The sequence below is a fragment of the Kribbella sp. NPDC003557 genome (assembly GCF_040610805.1).
Lineage (GTDB): Bacteria > Actinomycetota > Actinomycetes > Propionibacteriales > Kribbellaceae > Kribbella.
Genome location: NZ_JBEXMY010000002.1, coordinates 212,597 through 233,633 on the forward strand (window position 1 = coordinate 212,597; position 21,037 = coordinate 233,633).

Consider the following 21,037-nt stretch of genomic DNA (forward strand, 5'->3'; position numbering starts at 1 on the left):
TCAGACGGCCACGATCGCGACGCCGTGACCGGGCAACCAGACCCCGCCGGCGGCCAGCTCCCCGGCGCCGTACGACATCACGAGGTACGCCGGGGTCTCGTCCAGCGGCACCACCGTGTCCGCAGCGTCCAGGTTCGCCACCACACGCAGGCTGCCGCGGGACACCACCAGCCAGCCCCCGAGCGGATCGAACTCGACCTGGACCGACGCGAGCCGGTCGTCGCGCAACTCCGGCATCCGGGCCCGGAACGTGAGCAGGTGCCGGTACCAGGCGAGCAGCTCACGGTGCGGCGCGTCGTCCAGCTCGGACCAGTCGAGCACCGAGCTGCGCCAGTTCCGCGGATCCTGCGGGTCCGGGATCTCCTCCGCGTCCCAGCCGAACTCCGCGAACTCGCGCCTCCGGCCGGTCCGCACCGCGTCGGCCAGGGCGGGTTCACCGAAGTCGGTGAAGAAGCGCCACGGTGTCGAGGCGCCCCACTCCTCACCCATGAAGAGCATCGGCGTGTACGGCGAGGTCAGCACCAGCGCGGCGCCGATCGCGAGCTGCCCCGGCGTCAGGCCCGGCCGGTCGCCGAGCGCCCGGTTGCCGATCTGGTCGTGGTTCGAGGTGTAGGCGAGGAACTCACCGCCGCGGTGAGTGCGCGGATCGACCGGCCGTCCCCAGTCCTTGCCGCGGAACGTCGAGTAGCTCCCGTCGTGCAGGAACACCCGGGTCAGCGTCTTCGCGAACACAGCCGGGTCCCCGAAGTCCACGTAGTACCCGAACCGCTCGCCGGTCAGCAGGGCGTGCAGCGCGTGGTGGAAGTCGTCGCTCCACTGGGCGGTCATCCCCATGCCGCCCGCGGACACCGGCTCGACCGTACGCGGGTCGTTCAGGTCCGACTCGGCCACCAGCCCCAGCGGCCGCCCCAGGTCCTTGGCCAGCTCAGCCGTCTCGGTGGACAGCTGCTGGAGCAGGTGCGTCGGGCTGTCGTCGACCAGCGCGTGGACGGCGTCCAGGCGCAGTACGTCGATGTGGAAGTCGCGGAACCAGCGCAGCGCGTTGTCGCAGATCCAGCGCCGCACCTCGGCACTGCCGGTGTCGTCCAGGTTGACCGCCGGGCCCCACGGCGTGGAGTGGCGGCTGGTGAAGTACGGACCGAAGCTGGACAGGTAGTTCCCGCTCGGACCGAGGTGGTTGTAGACGACGTCGAGGCAGACGGCCAGTCCGGCGTCGTGGCACCGGTCCACGAACCGCTGCAGCGCTTCCGGGCCGCCGTACGGCGCGTGCACCGCGTAGAGGTCGACACCGTCGTACCCCCAGCCGTGGACGCCGGGGAACGCGGCGACCGGCAGCAGCGAGACCACCTCGACGCCGAGCACGGCCAGATAGTCCAGGTGCTCGGCGGCCGCGTCCAGCGTGCCTTCCAGCGTGAACGTGCCCAGATGCAGCTCGTAGAAGACCGCGCCTCGTACGTCGCGGCCTGTCCAGCTGTCGTCGCTCCACTCGAAGCGGTCCGCGTCGAAGACCCGGCTGAACCCGTGGACGCCGTCCGGCTGCCACGGGCTGCGCGGATCCGGCAGTGGATCGCTGCCGTCGACGGAGTACGCGTAGTCGGTGCCGTGGTGCGCCTCGGCCACCTGCCGCTGCCACCAGCCGTCCTCGGCGAAGCGCATCGGCAGCACACCGTCCCGCAGTACCAGGTCGACATTGGTTGCCTCTGGCACCCAGACGCGGAAGGTGTGCATGAACGTCAGCTCCTGACCAGCAGGGCGACCGGGAGGTCGGCCAGCAGCTCGTCGATCCGGGCCGCCCCAGTGCCCACCTCACGACCGGTCAACACGTTCTTCCACTGCCCGTCCGGCAGCACGACAGTGCTGTCACCCCAGCCGCCCAGCCGCTGCAGCGCGGCCGGCAGTCTGGTAGCCACGGTGATGACGTCGTCGCCACGGGCGAAGGCGATCGCGTGTCCGCTGGAGGTCGGGAGCGGCGTATAGCTGCCCGCAAAGGCCTCCGGGTACTGCCGGCGGAGGCGCAGCGCCCGGGACGTCACCAGCAGCTTCTCGTCGGACAGGTCCTCCGGCTTGCCGCCGTCGTCCAGCCGCCGCAGCCGCTCGATGCGCTGCGCATAGTCCACCGGGCGCCGGTTGTCGGGGTCCACAAGGGACAGATCGACCAGCTCGGTGCCCTGATACACATCCGGGACGCCGGGCATCGTCAGCTGCACCAGCTTCTGGCCGAGCGTGGCAGCTCGTACGTAGCCGGTCTGCGCGTCAGTGAAGCGGCGTACCGCGTCGAGCACGGTGTCGTCGCGCAGGACTGCGGTCGCGAAGGCGGCAACGGCCTGTTCGTACTCGTCGTCCGGTGAGGTCCACGAGGTGCGCCGCTTGGCTTCGCGGACCGCCTTGAGGAGGTAGCCCTGCATGCGGTCCTCAGCGAGCGGGCCGTCCTCCCAGGTGCCGAACAGCGTCTGCCAGAACAGGTACTCCGTGCTGCCGTCGAGCAGTGGGCTGCGGTGCTCCTCCGAGAGCCTGCGCCACTCGCGGACTGCCTCCGACCAGACGGCGGGCTGCTCGGACAGTACGCCGAGCCGCGCCCTGACGTCCTCGGACCGCTTGGTGTCGTGGGTGGACAGCGTGGTCATCGTCTTCGGCCAGTCCCGGTTCAACTGGGACGCGTACGCGTGGAACTCTTCCGGCGTCACCCCGAAGTGCTCGGGGTCGCCACCGACCTCGTTGAGCGACGTGAGCCGCAGCCACCGGTAGAACGCGGTGTCCTCGACGCCCTTGGCCATCACCGGGCCACAGGTCTGCTGGAAGCGCACGATCAGCTCGGCCCGCGCTTGCTCGTCGACAGGGCTCGTCTCTCGCCCCAGCAGCAAGTGCAGTACGACGTCGAGCGTGGCCTGCCGGTCCTCGTCCAGGTTGGCCCGTGCCTTCTCCGCGGCCCGCTCGACCGCCGCCACCGCCTCGCGCTCCGGCTCCTCGCCCGGTACGACATACGCGCGGTAGACGTCGAACTGGACCAGCAGCTCCACCACAACCTCGTGGAACGCCCGCCTGGTGTGGTCACGCAGCCGTACGTCGTCCTGGCAGATGCGCGCCAGCAACTCGACCAGGCGATGCACTTCGGCGTACTGGCCGTGCTGGACGATCTCGCGCTTGGCCTCCTCGACGACAGGGCCAAAGTCGGCAGGGGCACCGGTGAGCTCAGAGTGCAAGGCTGCGAGCGGCGCAGCACCGGCGGGGTCGACGAACAGACCGCCGACGCGCAGCAGAGCGTCGTACCCGGTCGTGCCGGCGCAGGGCCAGTCGCGGGGCAGCTGCTCGCTGCCCTCCAGGATCTTCTCCACCACGACCCAGGCACCGCCCGTGCGCTCGGCCAGCCGACGCAGGTAGCCGCGCGGGTCCGCCAGACCGTCAGGGTGGTCGATCCGGAAGCCGTTGAGCTTCCCTTCGTGCAGCAGCGCGAGCAGGAGCTCGTGGGTCGCGTCGAAGACCTCCTTGGTCTCCTGACGTACGGCGGCGAGCGTGTCGACGTCGAAGAACCGCCGGTAGTTCAGCTCCTCGTCGGCGACCCGCCAGTGCGCGAGGCGGTACCACTGCTCGGTGACGAGCTCCTCCACCGGCAGCTCCTCGGTCCCGGGCCGCAGCGGGTACTCGTGCTCGTAGTACCGCAGCACCTCGCCCTCGACGGACAGCTCGCCGTCCGCCAGCACCTTGCCGATCCGCTGACCCAGCACTGCCATCAGCAGCGGCTGGTTGCCGGCCCCCCAGTCCACGTCGAACCAGTCCGCGTACGGCGAGCCGGGCCCGAGCCGCAGCACCGACCACAGCGCCGCGTTCAGGCTCTCCGGCGTCGGTACGGCGACATGGTTCGGCACGACGTCCGCGACGGCGCCCATGCGGTGCTCGGCCAGCCGCGCGGACAACCGGTCGAACGCGGGCCGGCCGCCCATCGGCTCGGACAGACGGCTGTGGTCCACCACGTCGTACCCGTGGGTGGATCCGGGTGCCGCTTGGAGGATCGGGGACAGGTACGCGTGGGAGATCCCGAGGCCGTCCAGGTACGGGACCACCGCGGCGGCGTCGTCGAAGCCGAACTCGGCGCGGAGCTGGAACCTGTAGGTGGCCTGCGGGGCCGCCCTCATCCGGCCTGCCTCGACCGGGTCAGGACCAGGGTGCTGCGGGCCTCGAGCCGGACCGTGCTGCTCGCGGCGTGCGGTTCCTCGTCACCGGCGCCGGTCGGGTGGGTCGTGTCGACGGCGACCGTCCAGCTCTCGCCGTACTCCTCCGGCGGCAGCAGGAAGTCGACCGGCTCGAAGTTCCCGTTCAGCAGGACCAGGAACGAGTCGTCGACCACCGGCTCGCCGCGCGGATCCGGCTCGGAGATCGCGTCGCCGTTGAGGAACACCGCGATCGCCCGGGCGTCGTCGCGCTGCCAGTCGCCGTTCTGCATCTCGGTGCCGTTCGGCGTGAACCACACCAGGTCGCCGAGGCCGTCGATGCCGGTGTCGCCGTGGAAGAACCGGCGCCGGCGCAGCACCGGGTGGTTGTTGCGCAGTGTGAGCAGCGACCGGGTGAACTCCAGCAGGTGCTTCTGCGGCTCGTCCAGCTCCCAGTCGATCCAGGAGATCTCGTTGTCCTGGCAGTAGACGTTGTTGTTGCCGCGCTGCGTCCGGCCGAGCTCGTCGCCGTGGGCGATCATCGGCACGCCCTGCGAGATCAGCAGCGTGGTGAGGAAGTTGCGCTCCTGCTTGGCGCGCAGCCGCAGCACCTCGGGGTCGTCGGTCGGGCCCTCGGCGCCGCAGTTCCAGGAGCGGTTGAAGCTCTCGCCGTCCTTGCCGCCCTCGCCGTTCGCCTCGTTGTGCTTGTCGTTGTACGAGACCAGGTCGCGCAGCGTGAAGCCGTCGTGGGCGGTGATGAAGTTGATGCTCGCCAGCGGCCGGCGGCTGTCGTCCTGGTACAGGTCGGAGGAGCCGGTCAGCCGGGAGGCGAACTCGGCCAGCGTGTACTTCTCACCCCGCCAGTAGTCCCGGACGGTGTCGCGGTACTTGCCGTTCCACTCCGTCCACAGCGGCGGGAAGTTGCCCACCTGGTAGCCGCCGTCGCCGACGTCCCACGGCTCGGCGATCAGCTTCACCTGGCTCACCACCGGGTCCTGCTGGACCAGGTCGAAGAACGCCGACAGCCGGTCGACCTCGTGGAACTGGCGGGCCAGCGTGGCCGCCAGGTCGAAGCGGAAGCCGTCCACGTGCATCTCGGTGACCCAGTAACGCAGCGAGTCCATGATCAGCTGCAGCACGTGCGGGTGCCGCATCAGCAGGCTGTTGCCGGTGCCGGTGGTGTCGTAGTAGTGCCGCTTGTCCGCGTCCACCAGCCGGTAGTAGGCCGCGTTGTCGATGCCCTTGAACGACAGTGTCGGGCCGAACTCGTTCCCCTCGGCGGTGTGGTTGTAGACGACGTCGAGGATCACCTCGATGTCGGCCTCGTGCAGGGCCTTCACCATCGCCTTGAACTCGGTCACCTGCTGGCCGCGGGTGCCCGTCGAGGAGTAGGCGTTGTGCGGCGCGAAGAAGCCGATCGTGTTGTAGCCCCAGTAGTTCGACAGGCCGAGCTCCTGCAGGTGACCGTCCTGGGCGAACTGGTGCACCGGCATCAGCTCGATCGCGGACACGCCGAGCTCCTTGAGGTGCTCGACGATCGCCGGGTGACCGATACCGGCGTACGTACCGCGGATGTTCTCCGGCAGCCCGGGGTGGGTCTTGGTGAGGCCCTTGACGTGCGCCTCGTAGATCACGGTCTCGTGGTAGGCGTGGCCGGGCGGCCGGTCGTTGCCCCAGTCGAAGAACGGGTTGGTCACCACCGACAGCATCGTGTGCTCGCGGTTGTCCATCGTGTTCAGCTCGTCCGGCTTCGCGAAGCGGTAGCTGAACAGCGACTCGTCGCCGTCGATCTGGCCGTCGACCGCCTTCGCGTACGGGTCCAGCAGCAGCTTGGACGGGTTGCAGCGATGCCCCTCGGCGGGGTTGTACGGCCCGTGCACACGGAAGCCGTACCGCTGCCCGGGCTGCACTCCCGGCAGGTACGCGTGCCAGACGAAGCCGTCCACCTCGGTCAGCTGCACCAGTTGCTCGGTCCCGTCGTCGGCGACCAGCGCGATGTCCACTCGATCGGCAACCTCCGAGAACACCGCGAAGTTCGTCCCGGCACCGTCGTAGGTGGCGCCGAGAGGGTAAGGACGACCAGGCCATTTCTGCACCTGACGACAGTAGCCACCCCGGCCCCCGGTCACCGCACGGCGGGGTGTTTCGGTGTCGAGAATTCACCGGGCAAGGGCTTGCAGAAGGTAGCAAGACCCGCAAGATCCCAATTTCCGCTCGGTTCGGCTAAGCTCTCGCCCTTGTGAAGCCGCCTTCCGCTCGGCGGCCGGTTTTTCTGGACTCGACCGGGCGTCGTCGTCGCAGTATCCGCAGAGCAGGGGCATTCCTCGCGGTACCTACCGTCGGTTACCTGGTGCTCATGGCCAGTAGTCTTCTGGGCGGACCGCGGATGGACACCCCGTTCATCCCGCTCCCCGAAGCCGCCAAGCCCAAGCACCGTCCGACCGCACCGCCGGCCGAGATCGCACTCGAGACCCCGCGCCCGACGACCGGGGACAGCAGTACGCCGCAGGCCACGCCGACCCCTGCGGCGCCGCCGACCTCGACTCCGACCAGAGTGCCGACCAGCCTTCCGTCGGTGACGTCCCCGCCGGTGACCGTCGTACCGACCACGGCTCCGACGACCACGACGAGCACGCCGCCGGGCCGGACCAAGTCACCGACCGCGGCGCCGACGGCGACCACGACGCACGGCAACAAGCCGACCGCACCGCCTGGTAAGACGAGGACGCCGGCCGCCCCGTGAGCAGACCGGTCGCGCGGCGGGCCAAGCAGGTGCCGCTCCGGACGCACTGGATCGTCCTGACGATGTTGCTGGTCTGTCTGGCCAGCATGCTGCTGCTGAACGGCTACACCCACCACATGTACGGCGTCGAAGCCGACGGCGCCGCCCGCGCGACAGGGCCCGCGGGGGCTGTGCCGAAGCAGATCGTGAACGGCGGACCGGTCATCGACGCCGGCGACGGCACACCCCGATCCGTGTCCCCGAAGGCGCGCACCATCGCGCTCACCTTCGACGACGGGCCGGATCCGGTCTGGACCCCGAAGATCCTGGACGTCCTGCGCAAGCAGCAGGTGCACGCCACCTTCTTCGTGGTCGGGACCGAAGTCGCCGCGCACCCGGACCTCGCTCGCCGGATCGTGGCCGAGGGGCACCAGATCGCAGTGCACACCTTCACGCACGCCAACCTCTCGACGGTGGCCGATTGGCGGCGTTCACTCGAACTCCAGCAGAGCCAACTGATCCTGGCCGGCGCCACAGGTGTCACTACGACGCTGCTCAGGCCGCCGTACTCCTCAGAGCCCGATGCGTTGAGCAACCGCGACTGGGCCGCACTGCAGCAAGCCCGTCAGGAGGGCTACCTGGCCGTGCTGAGCAGTCAGGACAGTGAGGACTGGCGGAAGCCCGGCACGCAGCAGGTCATCGCCAACTCGATGCCGCGCAGCACGGCCGGACAGGTGCTGCTGATGCACGACGCCGGCGGAGACCGCACCCAGACCGTCGAGGCCCTGAGCAAACTGCTGCCCCGCCTGAAGGCGCGTGGCTTCCGGTTCGCCACCGTCAGCGACTCGGTCGGCCTCCCAGACCCGACGCGGAAAGCGAGCGTGCTGGACCGCGGACGGGGTCTCGCGGTGATCGGGGCGATGCGGATCAGCGACGGCGTGCTGACCGTGCTCGGCTGGCTGCTGTACGCCGCCGGCGCGCTGAGCGTGCTGCGCGCCATCACCACCGTCGTCGCGGCCCGGCGCCACGCCCGGATGCGGGGCTGGACCTACGGGCCGCCGGTGACGGAACCGGTCAGCGTCATCGTCCCGGCGTACAACGAGAGCGCGGGGATCGAGGCCGCGATCCGCTCGCTGGTGGCGTCGGACCACCCGCTCGAGGTGATCGTCGTCGACGACGGTTCGACCGACGGCACGGCGGAGCTCGTCGAGGCCTTGGGGCTCCCCGGCGTGCGCGTGATCCGCCAGGTCAACGCGGGCAAGCCGGTCGCTCTCAACACCGGGCTGCGCGCGGCACGGTTCGAGCTGGTCGTGATGGTCGACGGCGACACCGTGTTCGAGCCGGACGCCGTGCGCAAGCTCATCCAGCCGTTCGGGCACCCTGCCGTCGGTGCGGTGTCCGGTAACGCCAAGGTGGGCAACCGCCGCGGCCTGCTCGGCCGCTGGCAGCACATCGAGTACGTGATCGGCTTCAACCTGGACCGCCGCTTGTTCGACCTGGCCGAGTGCATGCCGACCGTGCCCGGTGCCGTCGGCGCGTTCCGCCGTACGGCGCTGGAGCGGATCGGCGGGCTGAGCGACGTGACGCTCGCGGAGGACACCGACCTGACCATGGCGCTGTGCCGGGACGGGTGGCGGGTCGTGTACGAGGAGAGCGCGGTGGCGTGGACCGAGGCTCCCGCGTCCCTGGGCGCGCTGTGGCGGCAGCGGTACCGCTGGTGCTACGGCACGCTCCAGGCGATGTGGAAACACCGCGGGGCGATGGTGCAGCGCGGCCGGGCCGGCAAGTTCGGCCGCCGCGGGCTGACGTACCTGATGCTCTTCCAGGTGCTGCTGCCGCTGCTGGCACCGGTTGTGGACGTGTTCGCGATCTACGGCCTGATCTTCCTCGACCCGGTGCGCGTCCTGTCGGTCTGGGCCGGCTTCGTGCTGCTGCAGGTGGCCATGGGCTTCTACGCGTTCCGCCTGGACGGAGAGCGCGCCGGGCCACTGTGGACGCTCCCGCTGCAGCAGTTCGTGTACCGGCAGCTGATGTACCTGGTCGTCATCCAGTCGGTCTTCACCGCACTGGCGGGCACAAGACTCCGCTGGCAGCGCATGGAGCGCTACGGCAGCCTGGAGGCTCCTGTCGTCCGCTAACCTAAAGCGATGATCGTCTCACGGAGAGTGCAGGCCGTGCTGTTGGCCGCTGTCCTGCTGGTTGCCACCGCCGGAGCGAAGCCGGTGGTGGTCGGGGGGACGGTGGCGAGCACCACCGAGGCACCGTGGGCGATCGCCCTGAACAACACGCTGTCCGCGGGCGCGGGCGGCCGGTACTGCGGGGCCGCGCTCGTAGCGCCCGACAAGATCGTGACCGCGGCCCACTGCATGGACGAAGCGGTGTCGACGTACTACGCCGTCCAGGGCCGGGCGGATCTCGCGGACGAGTCGGTCGGGCGGGTGTCGGAGATCAGCAAGGTGTGGATCCACCCGGGCTACAACACCAAGGACAACCGGTACGACGTCGCGGTGCTGACCTTGGCGCGGCCGTTCGCCGGCGTACCGGTGCTGCCGCTGGAGACCCGTGCGCGGGCGGACCGGGCGGGCGCCGTACCGACGGTCTACGGATGGGGCGACACCCAGGGGACGGGCCCGGACGAGACCCTGCAGAAGGCCGCCGTACCGGACCTCGGCGACAAGACCTGCCTGGCGAACAAGAGCTACGTCTCCAACGGCTACGCCGCCGCGACCAACGTCTGCGCCGGGTACCTCCGTGGCGGCATCGACGCCTGCCAGGGCGATTCCGGCGGACCGCTCGTCCTCAACGGCCGTCTGCTCGGCCTCGTGTCCTGGGGACAAGGCTGCGCCCAGGCCGGCAAACCCGGCGTTTACACCGAGGTCGCCGGGGTAGCGCGGGCGCTGCTCCAACAGGTTCGTTAATCCGAAACATACCTGTCAGTACGAGCGTCATTCCGTCACGGTCCTGACACGCTGCGAAAACACCATGTCCTTACCTTTCTGGTCAGCTACCCCGTTGCCCAGTGAGGAGAAACATGGCGCAGACCAGACGTCAGTTCCTGCAACAGGTCGGTATCACCGGTGGAGCAGGTGTGCTGTACTCCACCATGTCGGCGCTCGGCCTCACGGGCGTCGCCGAGACCCCCGCGTACGCCGCCCCGTCGCGGGCCGATCTCAACGGCCGCACCGCCAAGCACGTCGTCGTCCTCGGCGCCGGTATCGCCGGACTGACCTCGGCGTACGAGCTCCTGAAGGCCGGCTACAAGGTCACCGTGCTGGAGGCGCGCACCCGCCCGGGCGGCCGGAACTGGACCGTGCGCGGCGGCACCGTCGAGACCGATCTCGCCGGTAACACCCAGCGCGCGACGTTCTCCCCCGGCCAGTACATGAACGCCGGGCCCGGGCGGCTTCCGCAGCACCACGTGACGCTCGACTACTGCCGCGAGCTCGGCGTCGCGATCGAGCCGTTCGTCAACCAGAACGCCGACGCGTACCTGTACCGCGAAGGCACCAGCAGCCTGTCCAACAAGGCGATCCGGCACCGCACCGCCAAGGCGGACGTGTACGGCTACGTCGCCGAACTGCTCGCGACGGCCGCCGACCAGGGCGCGCTCGACGCCAAGCTGACGGCGGCCGACAAGCAGGCACTGATCAGTTTCCTCAGCAGCTTCGGCTCGATCGGCAACAAGGCCTCCGGCTTCGCCTACACCGGGACCGACGGCCGCCGCGGCTACACGGTCGAGCCGGGCGCCGGGCTGGAGGGCGGCACGACGGCCGCGCCGTACGCACTGAGCGACGTCTTCGCCAGCGGTGTCGGCAACTACTTCTCGTTCGAGTTCGGCTGGGACCAGGCGATGATGATGTTCCAGCCCGTCGGCGGGATGGACCGGATCCCGTACGCGTTCGAGCGCGCGATCGGCAAGGACAAGATCCGGTACGGCGCCGAGGTGACCGGCCTGACCAACACCGGCTCCGGTGTCCAGGTCACTTACACGAGCGGGACGCGGACCCGGATGGTCACCGCGGACTTCGCGATCTGCACGCTGCCGCCGCACCTGGCCGCGAAGGTGCCGTCCAACCTGCCGGCCCCGATCGTCGAGGCGCTCAAGTACGCCCGGCCGACGAACGCGGGCAAGATCGGCATCGAGTACGGCCGGCGCTGGTGGGAGGAGGACCACCGGATCTACGGCGGCATCACCAACAGCAGCCTCGACACCTCGAACACCTGGTACCCGTCGTACGGGTTCCACGGCGAGCGCGGCACCGTGATCGGCTACTACAACACCGGCACGAACGCGAACCTGTACGGCGCGATGACCCCGGCCGGCCGGCTGGAGCGCGCGTTGCTGCAGGGCGCCAAGATGCACGGCGACGTGTACTCGAAGGACGTGAAGGCGTCGTTCTCGGTGAACTGGATGGGCACCAGGTACTCCGAGGCGTCCTGGGTCAGCTGGCCGTCGCAGACCGACGGGATCTACGCCCGGCTGCTCGATGCCACCGGCAACATCTACTTCGCCGGCGACCACCTGTCGCACGCCATCGCCTGGCAGCACGGCGCGATGGTGTCCGCCCGCGCGGCCGTGACCGCCCTGCACAGCCGGGTGGCGAGCCGATGAAGAAGACTCGCCTGATCGCCGGGGTCGTCGCCGTCGTCGTCTCGTTCACCGCCGGCGCCGGGACCGCGGCCGGCTGGTGGGACAAGCCGAAACCGCCGAAGCCCGGCACCGTCGTCCCCGCCCTGCCCGCGGGGCAGTCCAACCCGATGATCGCGAGCGGTGTCGGGATCGGCGCGAACACGCCCGTCTACAAGACCAGCGGGATCGGCCCTTCGGCGCTCAACACGGGCGCTCCGGCCGGCTCCGAGGCGTCGTACGTCGACACCGCGATCTTCCCCGGCGGGACGCTGCCCGCGGGCGTCACGATCACCGAGGCCCAGGGCATCAACGCGCTCCGGCGGATCGGCGAGAACCTCGCGGCGGCCGGGCTGTCGTACGCCGACGTGTACACCATGCGGGTCTTCCTGCAGAACCCGGCCGGCGCGACGGTCGCGGACTTCGCCGGCTGGAACCGCGCGTACCGGCAGTACTTCGCCAACACCGATCTCACCACCGGCGCTTACGTCCCGGTCCCCCTCGGGACGGCGCCGCCCGCGAAACCGTTCGTCGTGAACAAGGCGCGCCCGTCCCGGTTCGCGCTGGAGATCGAGAACCTCCCGGTGTCCGGCTGGCTCGTCGAGGTGGAGGTCGACGCGGCTTACCCCCAACGCTGACACTGGAGGTATGAGCGACCCAGTCCGTGTGATCAAGGCTGGTGACCTGGTCGCCGCCGACCCGACGTCCGGCATGCTCCGGATGCGAGCCTTCGAGCTCCCGATCCTGTGGGCCGGCCAGGTCACCACCCAGCCCGGTGCGATCTCCGGATGGCACCACCACGACAAGAACGAGAGCAGTCTCTACATCGTGTCCGGGGTGCTGCGGCTCGAGTTCGAGGGCTCCGACGAGTACCTCGACGCGGTCGCCGGCGACTTCGTCCACGTGCCCGCGTTCACGATCCACCGCGAGAGCAACCCGACCGGCGAGCCGTCGCTGGCGATCATCGCGCGGGCGGGCGGCGGGATCCCGACCGTCAACGTCGACCCGCCCCGTTAACCTGACCAGGTGGCGACCCACGAACAGGTGACGGTCGGCGTCGTCGGCGCCGAGCAGATCGTGCACCGGATCATGAACCTGGCGCGCGAGCTCGACAATCCCGCCCTGCGGCTCGTCACCGCCGTCTACACCGACGAGCACGACGCGCACGAGCAGGCGGCCCGGATCGCGTCCCGCGTGGACGCGTTCCTGTTCGCCGGACCGCTGCCGTACGACGTGGCGGTCGCGGGCGGCCTGCCGGTGCCGGCGACGTACGTGCCGAGCGGTGGGCCGGCGCTGTTCTCGATCCTGCTCCGCGGCGTCCTGGAGAAGGTCTTCGACCCGGCCCGGATCAGTGTCGACACCATGTCCCGCCGGGATCTGTCGCACGTCTACGAGGAGATCGGCCTGAGCGCGTCGGGCGTCCGGCTGAAGGAGTACACCGGGCCGGAGTCGGCCGAGACGTTCCTCGACTTCCACCGGACGCTGTACGAGCGCGGCCGCACGACCGGGGCGGTGACGACGGTGCCGACCGTCGACGTCGCGCTGCGGAAGGCCGGCGTGCCGACGCTGCGGATGACGCCGTCGTCGATGACGATCCGGCAGGCGCTGACCACGGCCGTCCTGATGGGCGGCGGCGCGAAGCTCGAGGAGTCCCGGATCGTCACGATGATCGTCCGGGTGCCGGCCGCGTCCCTGCCGGCACATGCCAGCGCCAGCGCGTACTGGTACCAGGAGCTCCGGCTGTCGCTGCACCGCGAACTGCTGCGCGACGCCCGCCCGATGGACGCGGCCGTGGTGCCGCGCGACGAGCACAGCTTCCTGATCGTCACGACGATGGGGTCGTTGCGGCTGGCCACCGACAACCTGTCGATGGCGCCGTTCCTGGACCGGATCTCCGAGGAGCTCGGGATCCGGCTGGAGGTCGGCATCGGCCTCGGTACGTCGACCCGGGAGGCGGAGGTGAACGCGCAGTCCGCCGTCGACAAGGCGGCCGGCGGCGACACCGCGTTCGTGGTCGGGCCGCACGGCTTCGTGCTCCGGATCCCCGGCGAGCGGACCCGGACGGCCGAGCGCTCGGTCCCCGCGGACTCCCGGGCGCTGCAGATCCTGGCCACGCTGGCCGAGCAGCTGGAGAACGCGAACGACACCGAGCGGGTCGTCGACGCGGAGAAGGTGGCCGAACTGCTCGGTGTCACCCTGCGAACAGCGCGCCGGACACTGAGCACGCTGGTCGACGAGGGACTCGCCTGGCCGATGCCGCCACCCCGCTCGAGCAAGCTCGGCCGCCCGCCGCGCCCGTACCAGCTGCTGGTCGAGAAGATCCCGCGCTAGTTATTACGGACGTCCATAAGACATATTCAGGCCTTGCCGAAGTAATCCGGCTACGGCAGGGTTGGTCGCGTGCCAGAACCCCTTCCTGCAGTCGCGGTGGTGGACAGTCAGGCGGCAACCGAGCGGGCCCATCAGGCGGGTCAGGACGCCTGGTGGGCCTACCTGGCCGAGGTCCTCGGGCATCTCCGGCTGCCCTACCGCTCCGTCGCGGCCGCCGCGCCGCCCGGCGACGCCTCCGTCCTGATCTACCCGACCACGCCCGACGGGGGTCCGGCCGGCCACCTCGAGCCGTGGGTGCACGACGGCGGCGCGCTCATCCTGGTCGGCGATCCGGGACCACTAGCAGCGCTAGCGGGTGTCTTCGCGGATGGTGCGGTGCCCGAGGACCACGTCGTACTCACGGACAGCCCGGTCTGGCCGTCCCGTCCACCGGTCGCGCTGCACGCCGTCGGCGGGAATCGGCTGACCGGCTCCGGGGTCGAGGTGCTCGCACGCTGGCAGTCCGACGACGCGCCGGCGGCCACGCTCCGCAGGCTCGGCGCGGGCGTCGTGCTGACGTACGGCGTCGACCTGTGGCAGACGATCGTCCGGATCCAGCAGGGGTACGCCGTCACCGCCGACGGCGAGCCGGCCGCCGACGGTACGGCGCCGATCGACGACGGCGTCCTCAAGTGCGAGGACGGGATGGTGCTCAGCTTCGAGCGGGACCGGGCGATGCCGCCGGGCGAGCCGGCGCTGGATCCGGCGTACCAGCACGTCTACCCGCCGCCGAGCGCCGTACCGATGTTCGACCAGCCGCAGGCCGACTGGTGGTGCTCGCTGTTCGCGCAGAGCCTGTGGTGGAGCGCCGCACAGACCGGCGCCACCGTACCGTGGCTGTGGTACTGGCCGTCGGGTGTCGACGCGGTCGCGCACATGTCGCACGACTCGGACCAGAACGTCGAGGAGCACGGCCAGGCGGCGCTCGACGCGTTCGCGGAGGCCGGCGTCGAGGTCACCTGGTGCCACGTGTTTCCCGGCGGATACTCCCCCGAGCTGTACTCGGCGATCACCGCGGCCGGGCACGAGAACGCCCTGCACTACAACGCGATGGGCGACGCGGACCTCGCGGTGTGGGGCTGGCCGTTCGCCCGGGCGCAGTACGCGTGGGCCCAGGCCGTCACGGGCACAGAGCAGATCGTCTCGAACAAGAACCACTACACCCGCTGGGAAGGGTGGACCGACTTCTACACGTGGTGCGAGCGGCTCGGCATCCAGATCGACGAGTCGCGCGGGCCGAGCAAGCAGGGCGACGTGGGCTTCACGTTCGGCGCGTCGCACGTCTCGTTCCCCCTCGCACCCGTTGCCGAGGGCAATCGGCTGTACGACGTCCTCAACCTGCCGCTGCACACGCAGGATCTCGCGTGGGCCGGGCATGTCGCCGTCCGGGACGTGATCCTGGACGGCGCCCAGGCGGTCAACGGCGTCGCGCACTTCCTGTTCCACGGGCCGCATCTGCATCTGCGTCCGCCGACACGCGCGGCGTGCATCGAGCTCGCGGCGGAGGCACGGCGGCGCGGGATGCCCTGGTGGACAGCGTCCCGGATCAACAGCTGGGAGCGCAGCCGGCGCGGCGTCGTCCTGTCGGTCGAGCCACATCCGGACGGGCTGGCGGTGCTGGCCGAGGCCGTCGAGGCGGTGCCGGGCGCCGCGGTGCTGCTCGCCGTACCGAACGCCGGCACCGGGCCGATCGTCAAGGAGGGCAGCGGATCCGCGCGGACGGTGGTCCGGTTCGGCCGGCCCTTCGTCGAGCTGACCGCCGACATCGTTGCTGGAGACAACAGATGGGTGATCACACTATGACGGCCTGGCCGCAGTACGGTGACGAGGAAGCCGCGGCGCTGCTGGAGGTGCTGAACTCCGGCAAGTGGGGCAGCACGAGCGGCGATGTCGTCGCGACCTTCGAGCGCGAGTTCGCCGAGTACCAGCAGGCAGGGCACGCGGTGTGCCTGGCCAACGGGACGCTCGCCATCGCCGTGGCGCTCCGGGCGGCCGGTGTCGGTATCGGCGACGAGGTGATCGTGCCGCCGTACACCTTCATCGCGACCGCCTCGGCGGCGCTGTTCGTCGGTGCGGTGCCGGTGTTCGCCGACGTCGACCCGGACACCCACCTGCTCGACCCGGTCGCCACCGAGGCCGCGGTCACCGAGCGGACCAAGGCGATCGTCGTCGTCCACCTCGCCGGGCGTCCCGCGGACCTGGACGCGTTCACCGCGCTCGGCGCCCGGCACGGGCTGACCATCGTCGAGGACGCCGCGCAGGCGCACGGCGCGGCGTACAAAGGCCGGGCGGTCGGCGCGATCGGCGACCTCGGCACGTTCAGCTTCCAGAGCAGCAAGAACATCACCGCCGGCGAGGGCGGCGTCGTCCTCACCGACTCTCCGGAGCTGGCCGGTGCGGTGTACTCGCTGGTGAACGTCGGGCGGGTTCCCGGCGGTGGGTGGTACCAGCACGAGAGCGTCGGGTACAACCTGCGGCTGACCGAGTTCCAGGCAGCGATCCTCCGCGTGCAGCTCCGCCGTCACCCTGCCCTGCAGGAGCAGCGCGAACGCAACGCCCGCCTCCTCACGGACCTGCTGTCCAAGGTCGACGGCATCCAGCTGCCGCCCGACGACCCCGCCGTCACCGCCCACGGCCGCCACCTCTTCATGCTGCGCGCCCCTGGCCGGCGCGACGCCGTACTCAAGTCCCTGGCCGCAGCGGGTTACGACAGGGCCTCCTCCGGCTACGTCCCCTTGCACCGCAACGCCGCCGTACTCCGCGAGGCCAAAGCCATCACCACCCGCCTGAATCAGCCCTACCCCGAACTCCGCTGCCCCAACGCCGACGAACTCTCCACCGACACCATCTGGCTCCCCCAGCCCTACCTCCTCGGCACAGCCACCGAAACCGAAGCCCTCGCCACCACAATCACCACCGCGGCAACAGCTACCTGACCGCTCGGCCCGCGCTGCCTGTGGAAGAGTGGCGGGATGCCGATCGAGTTCGAGGCCAAGGTGCTCGACATCGCGCCGGATCAGCTGGCTGACAGAATCCTTGCTGCCGGCGGGCGTCGCGTGGCGGAGCGTCTGATGAGGCGCTACGTGTACGACGTTCTGCCTGGTGACGAGTCGCGGTGGATTCGGCTGCGGGACACGGGAACGGCGGTCACGTTGACGGTCAAGGAGATCGCGCACGACGGGATCGACGGGACCACCGAGACCGAGGTCGTGGTCGGCGACTTCGAGACCACCAGCGAGTTGCTGGGACGGATCGGCTTTCGCCCGAAGTCGTACCAGGAGAACCGGCGCACCAGCTTCGAGCTGCAGGGCGCGGAGCTGGAGATCGACGCGTGGCCGCTGATCCCGCCGTACCTCGAGATCGAGGGACGCTCCCGCGAACACGTCATCGAGGTCGCCGGCGCGCTGGGCATCCCCGAGGAGCAGCTGACCGGGGAGAACACCACCAAGGTGTACGCCCGCTACGGCATCGACCTGACCACGATCCCCGACCTGCGCTTCTAACCCGCTTGGTCCTGGCGGATGGGCAGGACCGCGGAGAGGAGTTGTCGGGTGTACGGGTCCTGGGGCTCGCGGAACAAGGACTCCGTTGAGCTTTCCTCGACCAGTTTGCCCTTGTTCATGACGGCTACGCGGTCGGCCAGGCGTTCGACGACCGCGAGGTTGTGGGAGATGAACAGGAAGGACAGGCCCAAGCGGTCACGGAGGTCGGTGAAGAGTTCGAGGATCTGGGCCTGGATGGAGACGTCCAAGGACGAGGTCGGCTCGTCGCAGACCAGCAGGTCCGGCTCGAGGGCCAGCGCCCGGGCGATCGCGATGCGTTGTTGCTGGCCGCCGGAGAACTGCCGCGGGTACAGCTCCGCGTGACGGGTGTTGATACCGACCAGGTCCAGCAACTCGAGGGCCTTGGTACGGCGGGATTCCTTGTCGCCGCGCTCGTGCAGACGTAGCGGCTCCATGACGTTGCCGATCGCGCTGAAGTGCGGGAGCAGCGAGCCGTACGGGTTCTGGAAGACCATCTGCATCCGCGGCCGCAGCAACCGCAACTCACGGGCCGGCAGGGTGCCGAGGTCGCGCCCGTCGAACGTGACCTGGCCGGACGTCGGCGTCTGCAGGCCCATCATCAGCCGCGCCATCGTGGACTTGCCGCTGCCACTTTCGCCCACCAGGCCCAGCGTCTCGCCACGGTGCACGGTCAGCGACACGTCGTCGACCGCACGAACCTCACCGGCGCGAGTGCGGAAGACCTTCGTCACCGATGCGGCGCAGACCAGTTCGTCAGGGCGGACCAGTTCGTCAGGCATCGACAGCCACCTTCCAGCACGCGGCGTCCCGGCCGGGACCGATGGTCAGGATCTCTTGCTCGGTGGTGCAGCGCGGCAGCTCGGCCTGCGCACACCGCGGATGGAACGGGCAACCCTCCGGCCGCCGGGACAGGTCGGGCGGGCTGCCGGGGATCGGCCGCAGCGGCAGGTCGCGGCCGCCGACCTCGACACCGGACCCGAGCAGACCGACGCTGTACGGGTGGCGCGGGTCGTCGAGCAGCCGGTCCATCGGGGCCCGCTCGACCACCCGCCCGGCGTACATCACCACCGCGTCGTCGCAGAAGTAGCGCGCGACGCCGAGGTCGTGGGTGATCATGATGACGCCGGTGCCGCGGTTCTTCAGCTCCGCCAGCAGGTCGAGGATCTGCCGCTGGACGGTGACGTCGACCGCGGTGGTCGGCTCGTCGGCGATCAGCAGCGCCGGCTCGGTCACCATCGCCATCGCGATCATCGCCCGTTGGCGCATGCCGCCGGACAGCTGGAACGGGTACGTCCGGATCCGCTTCTCCGGGTCCGGGATGCCGACGTCGCCGAGCGCCCGGATCGCGCGCTTGCGAGCCTCGGCCTTCGTACACAGGCCGTGCCACAGCAGGTGCTCGGTCAGCTGGCGTTCGAGCGTCAGCGTCGGGTTCATCGCCTCCATCGCGCTCTGGAACACCATCGCGATGTCGCGCCCGCGGACCTTGCGCAACTCCTTGTCGCCGATCGCCAGCAGGTCCCGGCCGCCGAACATCGCCTGGCCGCCGGTGATCCGCGCGGTCCGCGGCAGGATGCCCATCACGCTGCGCATCGTGACGCTCTTGCCGCTGCCGCTCTCGCCGACGATCGCCAGCGCCTGTCCACGGCGGACGTCGAACGACACCCCGTCGACCGCGGTCAACGGCTCCGCGCCGTCACGCCGGAACGTCGTCCGCAACCCACGCACCGACAGCAAAGCCTCGGAGCTCATCGCTGCTCCCCACTCGGGTCGAAGGCGTCGCGGACGCCGTCACCGATCCACGTGAACGCCAGCAGCGTCAGCCCGAACAACACTGCCGGGGCGACCAGCATGTGCGGCGCGGCCAGCAGGTACCGGCTGCCCTCGCTGATCATCGCGCCCCACGACGGCGTCGGCGGCTGCACGCCGAGTCCCAGCAGCGCGAGCCCCGCCTCGGCGGCGATCGCGGCCGGGATGGCGAAGCTCGTGGTGACCAGGATCGGGCCGATCGCGTTCGGCAGGATGTACCGGATCGCGATCGTGCTGCCCTTGGCGCCCATCGACCGGGCCGCCTCGACGTACTCGCGTTCCTTCAGTGTCATCACCTGCGCGCGGACCAGGCGGGCCTGGGTGACCCAGGACGCGATCCCGATCGCGACCACCAGCGCGAAGATGCTGCGGCCGAGCACCGTCACCATCACCACCGCGAACAGGTAGCTCGGGAACGCGTACATCACGTCGGTGAATGCCATCAGCAACTGTTCGACCCGGCCGCCGAGGTAGCCCGCGAGCAGACCGATCGCGAGCGCCAGCGCGAGCGCGGTCAGCTCGGCGCCGAACGCCACGGTGAGCGCGGTCTGCAGACCGTAGATCAGCCGGCTGAGGATGTCCCGCCCGAGCAGGTCGGTGCCGAGCAGATGCCCCGCGGAGCCCGGACCGGCCAGCTTGTGCTGGATGTCGGTCTCCTCATAGCCGTACGGCGCGATCAGCGGCGCGGCGATCGCGGTGACGATCAGCAGCGCGCAGAAGACCAGGCTCCCGAACGCCAGCCGGTGCCGACGGAACCGGGACCACGCCCGCGACCACGGCCCGCGCGCAGTCGTCCCGCGCTCGAGCGGCTCCGGCTCGCTCGCCGTCCCGACGACAGCCGCTTCGCCGGCCGCCTCGACGCCCTCAGTGGCCGTCATCGGATCCACCTCCCACGGTGCGGATTCGAGGATCGAGGAGTCCGTAGACCAGGTCCACGACCAGGTTGGTCACCATCAGGATCAGCGCGAAGAACAACGCAGTACCCATCAGCAGCGGCATGTCCCGGCTGGCGGCGGCGTTCGCGAAGTACAACCCCAGGCCGGGGATCCGCAGCAGCGCCTCGACGAACACGGTGCCGGTCATCAGCGCCGCCAGCAGCGGGCCGGCGACGGTGACCAGCGGGATCAGCGAGTTGCGCAGCGCGTGCCGGACGATGACCGTACGCCGCGGGCCACCTTTGGCGAGCGCCGCGGTCACGTACTCCTCGCGCAGCGTCTCCAGCATGCTGGACCGGACGTACCGCGCCAGCACCGCCGCCGGGCCGAGGCTGAGCGCGAGCACCGGCAGGATCAGGTCCTCCGGCCCGTTCCAGCCGCCGGACGGCAACAGCTTCAGCGTCGCGGAGAACAGCAGGATCATGAACGCCGCGGTCAGGTAGCTGGGCAACGCGTGCCCGAGCGTGACCGCGAACATCGTCGCGTGATCCGTCTTCGTGTTCTGCCGCAGCGCCGCGAACACCCCGACCGGCACGGCGATCAGCAACGCGAGCAGCACCGCGAGAACGGCGAGCGTGGCCGACACCGGGAACGCCTCGGAGATGATGTCCTGCACGTTCCGGCTGGCGTACTTGTACGACGGGCCGAAGTCCCAGACGACGGCGCCCTTCATGAAGATCAGGTACTGCTTCCAGACCGGTACGTCGGCGCCGTAGCGGGACTCGAGCTCGCCGACCATCGACTCGGTGCCGACGCCACCGAAGTTGGTGGCGCCGCTGTTCACCCGCTGCAGGTCGGCGAAGTTGCCGGGCGCCAACTGCAGCAGGGTGAACGTCAGAACCGAGACCGCGACCATGGACAGGACCAGCCGGACCGCCCGCTTGCCGATGTAGACGGCGAGCCCCACG

General features: G+C 70.1%; 17 protein-coding genes. 10 read left to right on the forward strand and 7 right to left on the reverse strand.

From position 1 onward, the window contains the following. Genes treZ through glgX form a run of 3 tightly spaced genes read right to left on the reverse strand, consistent with a single transcriptional unit; the run spans position 1 to position 6,241 of the window. Positions 1 to 1,728 carry a malto-oligosyltrehalose trehalohydrolase gene (gene treZ, locus ABZW60_RS06950; protein ID WP_355474806.1) on the reverse strand — a complete coding sequence of 576 codons (1,728 nt, stop codon included), beginning with the start codon at positions 1,726 to 1,728 and terminating at the stop codon, positions 1 to 3. Between the two features lie 5 nt (positions 1,729 to 1,733). Then, on the reverse strand, positions 1,734 to 4,130 hold the full coding sequence (gene treY / locus ABZW60_RS06955) for a malto-oligosyltrehalose synthase (RefSeq protein ID WP_355474807.1): 2,397 nt from the start codon (positions 4,128 to 4,130) through the stop codon (positions 1,734 to 1,736). Beyond that, positions 4,127 to 6,241: a glycogen debranching protein GlgX gene (gene glgX, locus ABZW60_RS06960; RefSeq protein ID WP_355474808.1), complete on the reverse strand. Its 2,115-nt coding sequence runs from the start codon at positions 6,239 to 6,241 to the stop codon at positions 4,127 to 4,129. The genes treY and glgX overlap by 4 nt, the downstream gene beginning before the upstream one ends. A 260-nt stretch (positions 6,242 to 6,501) precedes the next feature. Between glgX and ABZW60_RS06965 the strand changes: the two genes are divergently transcribed. From ABZW60_RS06965 to ABZW60_RS07010, 10 genes are all read left to right on the forward strand, one after another. After that, positions 6,502 to 6,888 carry a hypothetical protein gene (locus ABZW60_RS06965; protein ID WP_355474809.1) on the forward strand — a complete coding sequence of 129 codons (387 nt, stop codon included), beginning with the start codon at positions 6,502 to 6,504 and terminating at the stop codon, positions 6,886 to 6,888. Continuing rightward, positions 6,885 to 9,005, forward strand: a complete 2,121-nt coding sequence (locus ABZW60_RS06970) for a bifunctional polysaccharide deacetylase/glycosyltransferase family 2 protein (RefSeq protein ID WP_355474810.1) — start codon at positions 6,885 to 6,887, stop codon at positions 9,003 to 9,005. Before ABZW60_RS06965 ends, ABZW60_RS06970 begins: the two co-directional genes overlap by 4 nt. A 9-nt stretch (positions 9,006 to 9,014) precedes the next feature. Beyond that, on the forward strand, positions 9,015 to 9,785 hold the full coding sequence (locus ABZW60_RS06975) for a serine protease (RefSeq protein ID WP_355474811.1): 771 nt from the start codon (positions 9,015 to 9,017) through the stop codon (positions 9,783 to 9,785). Positions 9,786 to 9,898: 113 nt separating this feature from the next. Then, the gene (locus ABZW60_RS06980) at positions 9,899 to 11,479 is read left to right on the forward strand and encodes an FAD-dependent oxidoreductase (RefSeq protein ID WP_355474812.1); all 1,581 of its coding nucleotides are present in this window, start codon (positions 9,899 to 9,901) and stop codon (positions 11,477 to 11,479) included. Then, a complete protein-coding gene (locus ABZW60_RS06985) occupies positions 11,476 to 12,132 on the forward strand; it encodes a Rid family hydrolase (protein ID WP_355474813.1) in 657 nt (218 codons plus the stop codon). Before ABZW60_RS06980 ends, ABZW60_RS06985 begins: the two co-directional genes overlap by 4 nt. Before the next feature lie 10 nt (positions 12,133 to 12,142). Beyond that, the gene (locus tag ABZW60_RS06990; RefSeq protein WP_355474814.1) at positions 12,143 to 12,511 is read left to right on the forward strand and encodes a cupin domain-containing protein; all 369 of its coding nucleotides are present in this window, start codon (positions 12,143 to 12,145) and stop codon (positions 12,509 to 12,511) included. A gap of 9 nt (positions 12,512 to 12,520) precedes the next feature. Next, entirely contained in the window at positions 12,521 to 13,825 is a 1,305-nt protein-coding gene (locus tag ABZW60_RS06995) for a hypothetical protein (RefSeq protein ID WP_355474815.1), read from the forward strand. Positions 13,826 to 13,924: 99 nt separating this feature from the next. Beyond that, positions 13,925 to 15,667, forward strand: a complete 1,743-nt coding sequence (locus tag ABZW60_RS07000) for a hypothetical protein (RefSeq protein ID WP_355474816.1) — start codon at positions 13,925 to 13,927, stop codon at positions 15,665 to 15,667. Beyond that, positions 15,649 to 16,800 (forward strand): DegT/DnrJ/EryC1/StrS family aminotransferase, encoded by a 1,152-nt coding sequence (locus ABZW60_RS07005; RefSeq protein ID WP_355474817.1) that lies wholly within the window; start codon positions 15,649 to 15,651, stop codon positions 16,798 to 16,800. Before ABZW60_RS07000 ends, ABZW60_RS07005 begins: the two co-directional genes overlap by 19 nt. 36 nt (positions 16,801 to 16,836) lie before the next feature. After that, positions 16,837 to 17,367 (forward strand): CYTH domain-containing protein, encoded by a 531-nt coding sequence (locus tag ABZW60_RS07010; protein ID WP_355474818.1) that lies wholly within the window; start codon positions 16,837 to 16,839, stop codon positions 17,365 to 17,367. Here ABZW60_RS07010 and ABZW60_RS07015 read toward each other — a convergent pair. From ABZW60_RS07015 to ABZW60_RS07030, 4 genes are read right to left on the reverse strand one after another with little or no spacing between them, the layout of a single operon-like run. After that, positions 17,364 to 18,167, reverse strand: coding sequence for an ABC transporter ATP-binding protein (locus ABZW60_RS07015; protein WP_355474819.1), 804 nt, complete (start codon positions 18,165 to 18,167; stop codon positions 17,364 to 17,366). The genes ABZW60_RS07010 and ABZW60_RS07015 overlap by 4 nt on opposite strands. After that, positions 18,160 to 19,137, reverse strand: coding sequence for an ABC transporter ATP-binding protein (locus ABZW60_RS07020; RefSeq protein ID WP_355474820.1), 978 nt, complete (start codon positions 19,135 to 19,137; stop codon positions 18,160 to 18,162). The genes ABZW60_RS07015 and ABZW60_RS07020 overlap by 8 nt, the downstream gene beginning before the upstream one ends. Then, positions 19,134 to 20,072: an ABC transporter permease gene (locus ABZW60_RS07025; protein WP_355474821.1), complete on the reverse strand. Its 939-nt coding sequence runs from the start codon at positions 20,070 to 20,072 to the stop codon at positions 19,134 to 19,136. The genes ABZW60_RS07020 and ABZW60_RS07025 overlap by 4 nt, the downstream gene beginning before the upstream one ends. After that, positions 20,059 to 21,036, reverse strand: coding sequence for an ABC transporter permease (locus ABZW60_RS07030; protein ID WP_355474822.1), 978 nt, complete (start codon positions 21,034 to 21,036; stop codon positions 20,059 to 20,061). Before ABZW60_RS07030 ends, ABZW60_RS07025 begins: the two co-directional genes overlap by 14 nt. Between the last annotated feature and the right edge of the window lies 1 nt (position 21,037).

Coding starts and splice junctions, on each gene's coding strand:
- treZ (WP_355474806.1), bottom strand. CDS start 1,728: ATGCACACCTTCCGCGTCTGGGTGCCAGAGGCAACCAATGTCGACCTG.
- treY (WP_355474807.1), bottom strand. CDS start 4,130: ATGAGGGCGGCCCCGCAGGCCACCTACAGGTTCCAGCTCCGCGCCGAG.
- ABZW60_RS06965 (WP_355474809.1), top strand. CDS start 6,502: ATGGCCAGTAGTCTTCTGGGCGGACCGCGGATGGACACCCCGTTCATC.
- ABZW60_RS06975 (WP_355474811.1), top strand. CDS start 9,015: ATGATCGTCTCACGGAGAGTGCAGGCCGTGCTGTTGGCCGCTGTCCTG.
- ABZW60_RS06980 (WP_355474812.1), top strand. CDS start 9,899: ATGGCGCAGACCAGACGTCAGTTCCTGCAACAGGTCGGTATCACCGGT.
- ABZW60_RS06985 (WP_355474813.1), top strand. CDS start 11,476: ATGAAGAAGACTCGCCTGATCGCCGGGGTCGTCGCCGTCGTCGTCTCG.
- ABZW60_RS06990 (WP_355474814.1), top strand. CDS start 12,143: ATGAGCGACCCAGTCCGTGTGATCAAGGCTGGTGACCTGGTCGCCGCC.
- ABZW60_RS07005 (WP_355474817.1), top strand. CDS start 15,649: ATGGGTGATCACACTATGACGGCCTGGCCGCAGTACGGTGACGAGGAA.
- ABZW60_RS07010 (WP_355474818.1), top strand. CDS start 16,837: ATGCCGATCGAGTTCGAGGCCAAGGTGCTCGACATCGCGCCGGATCAG.
- ABZW60_RS07015 (WP_355474819.1), bottom strand. CDS start 18,167: ATGCCTGACGAACTGGTCCGCCCTGACGAACTGGTCTGCGCCGCATCG.
- ABZW60_RS07020 (WP_355474820.1), bottom strand. CDS start 19,137: ATGAGCTCCGAGGCTTTGCTGTCGGTGCGTGGGTTGCGGACGACGTTC.
- ABZW60_RS07025 (WP_355474821.1), bottom strand. CDS start 20,072: ATGACGGCCACTGAGGGCGTCGAGGCGGCCGGCGAAGCGGCTGTCGTC.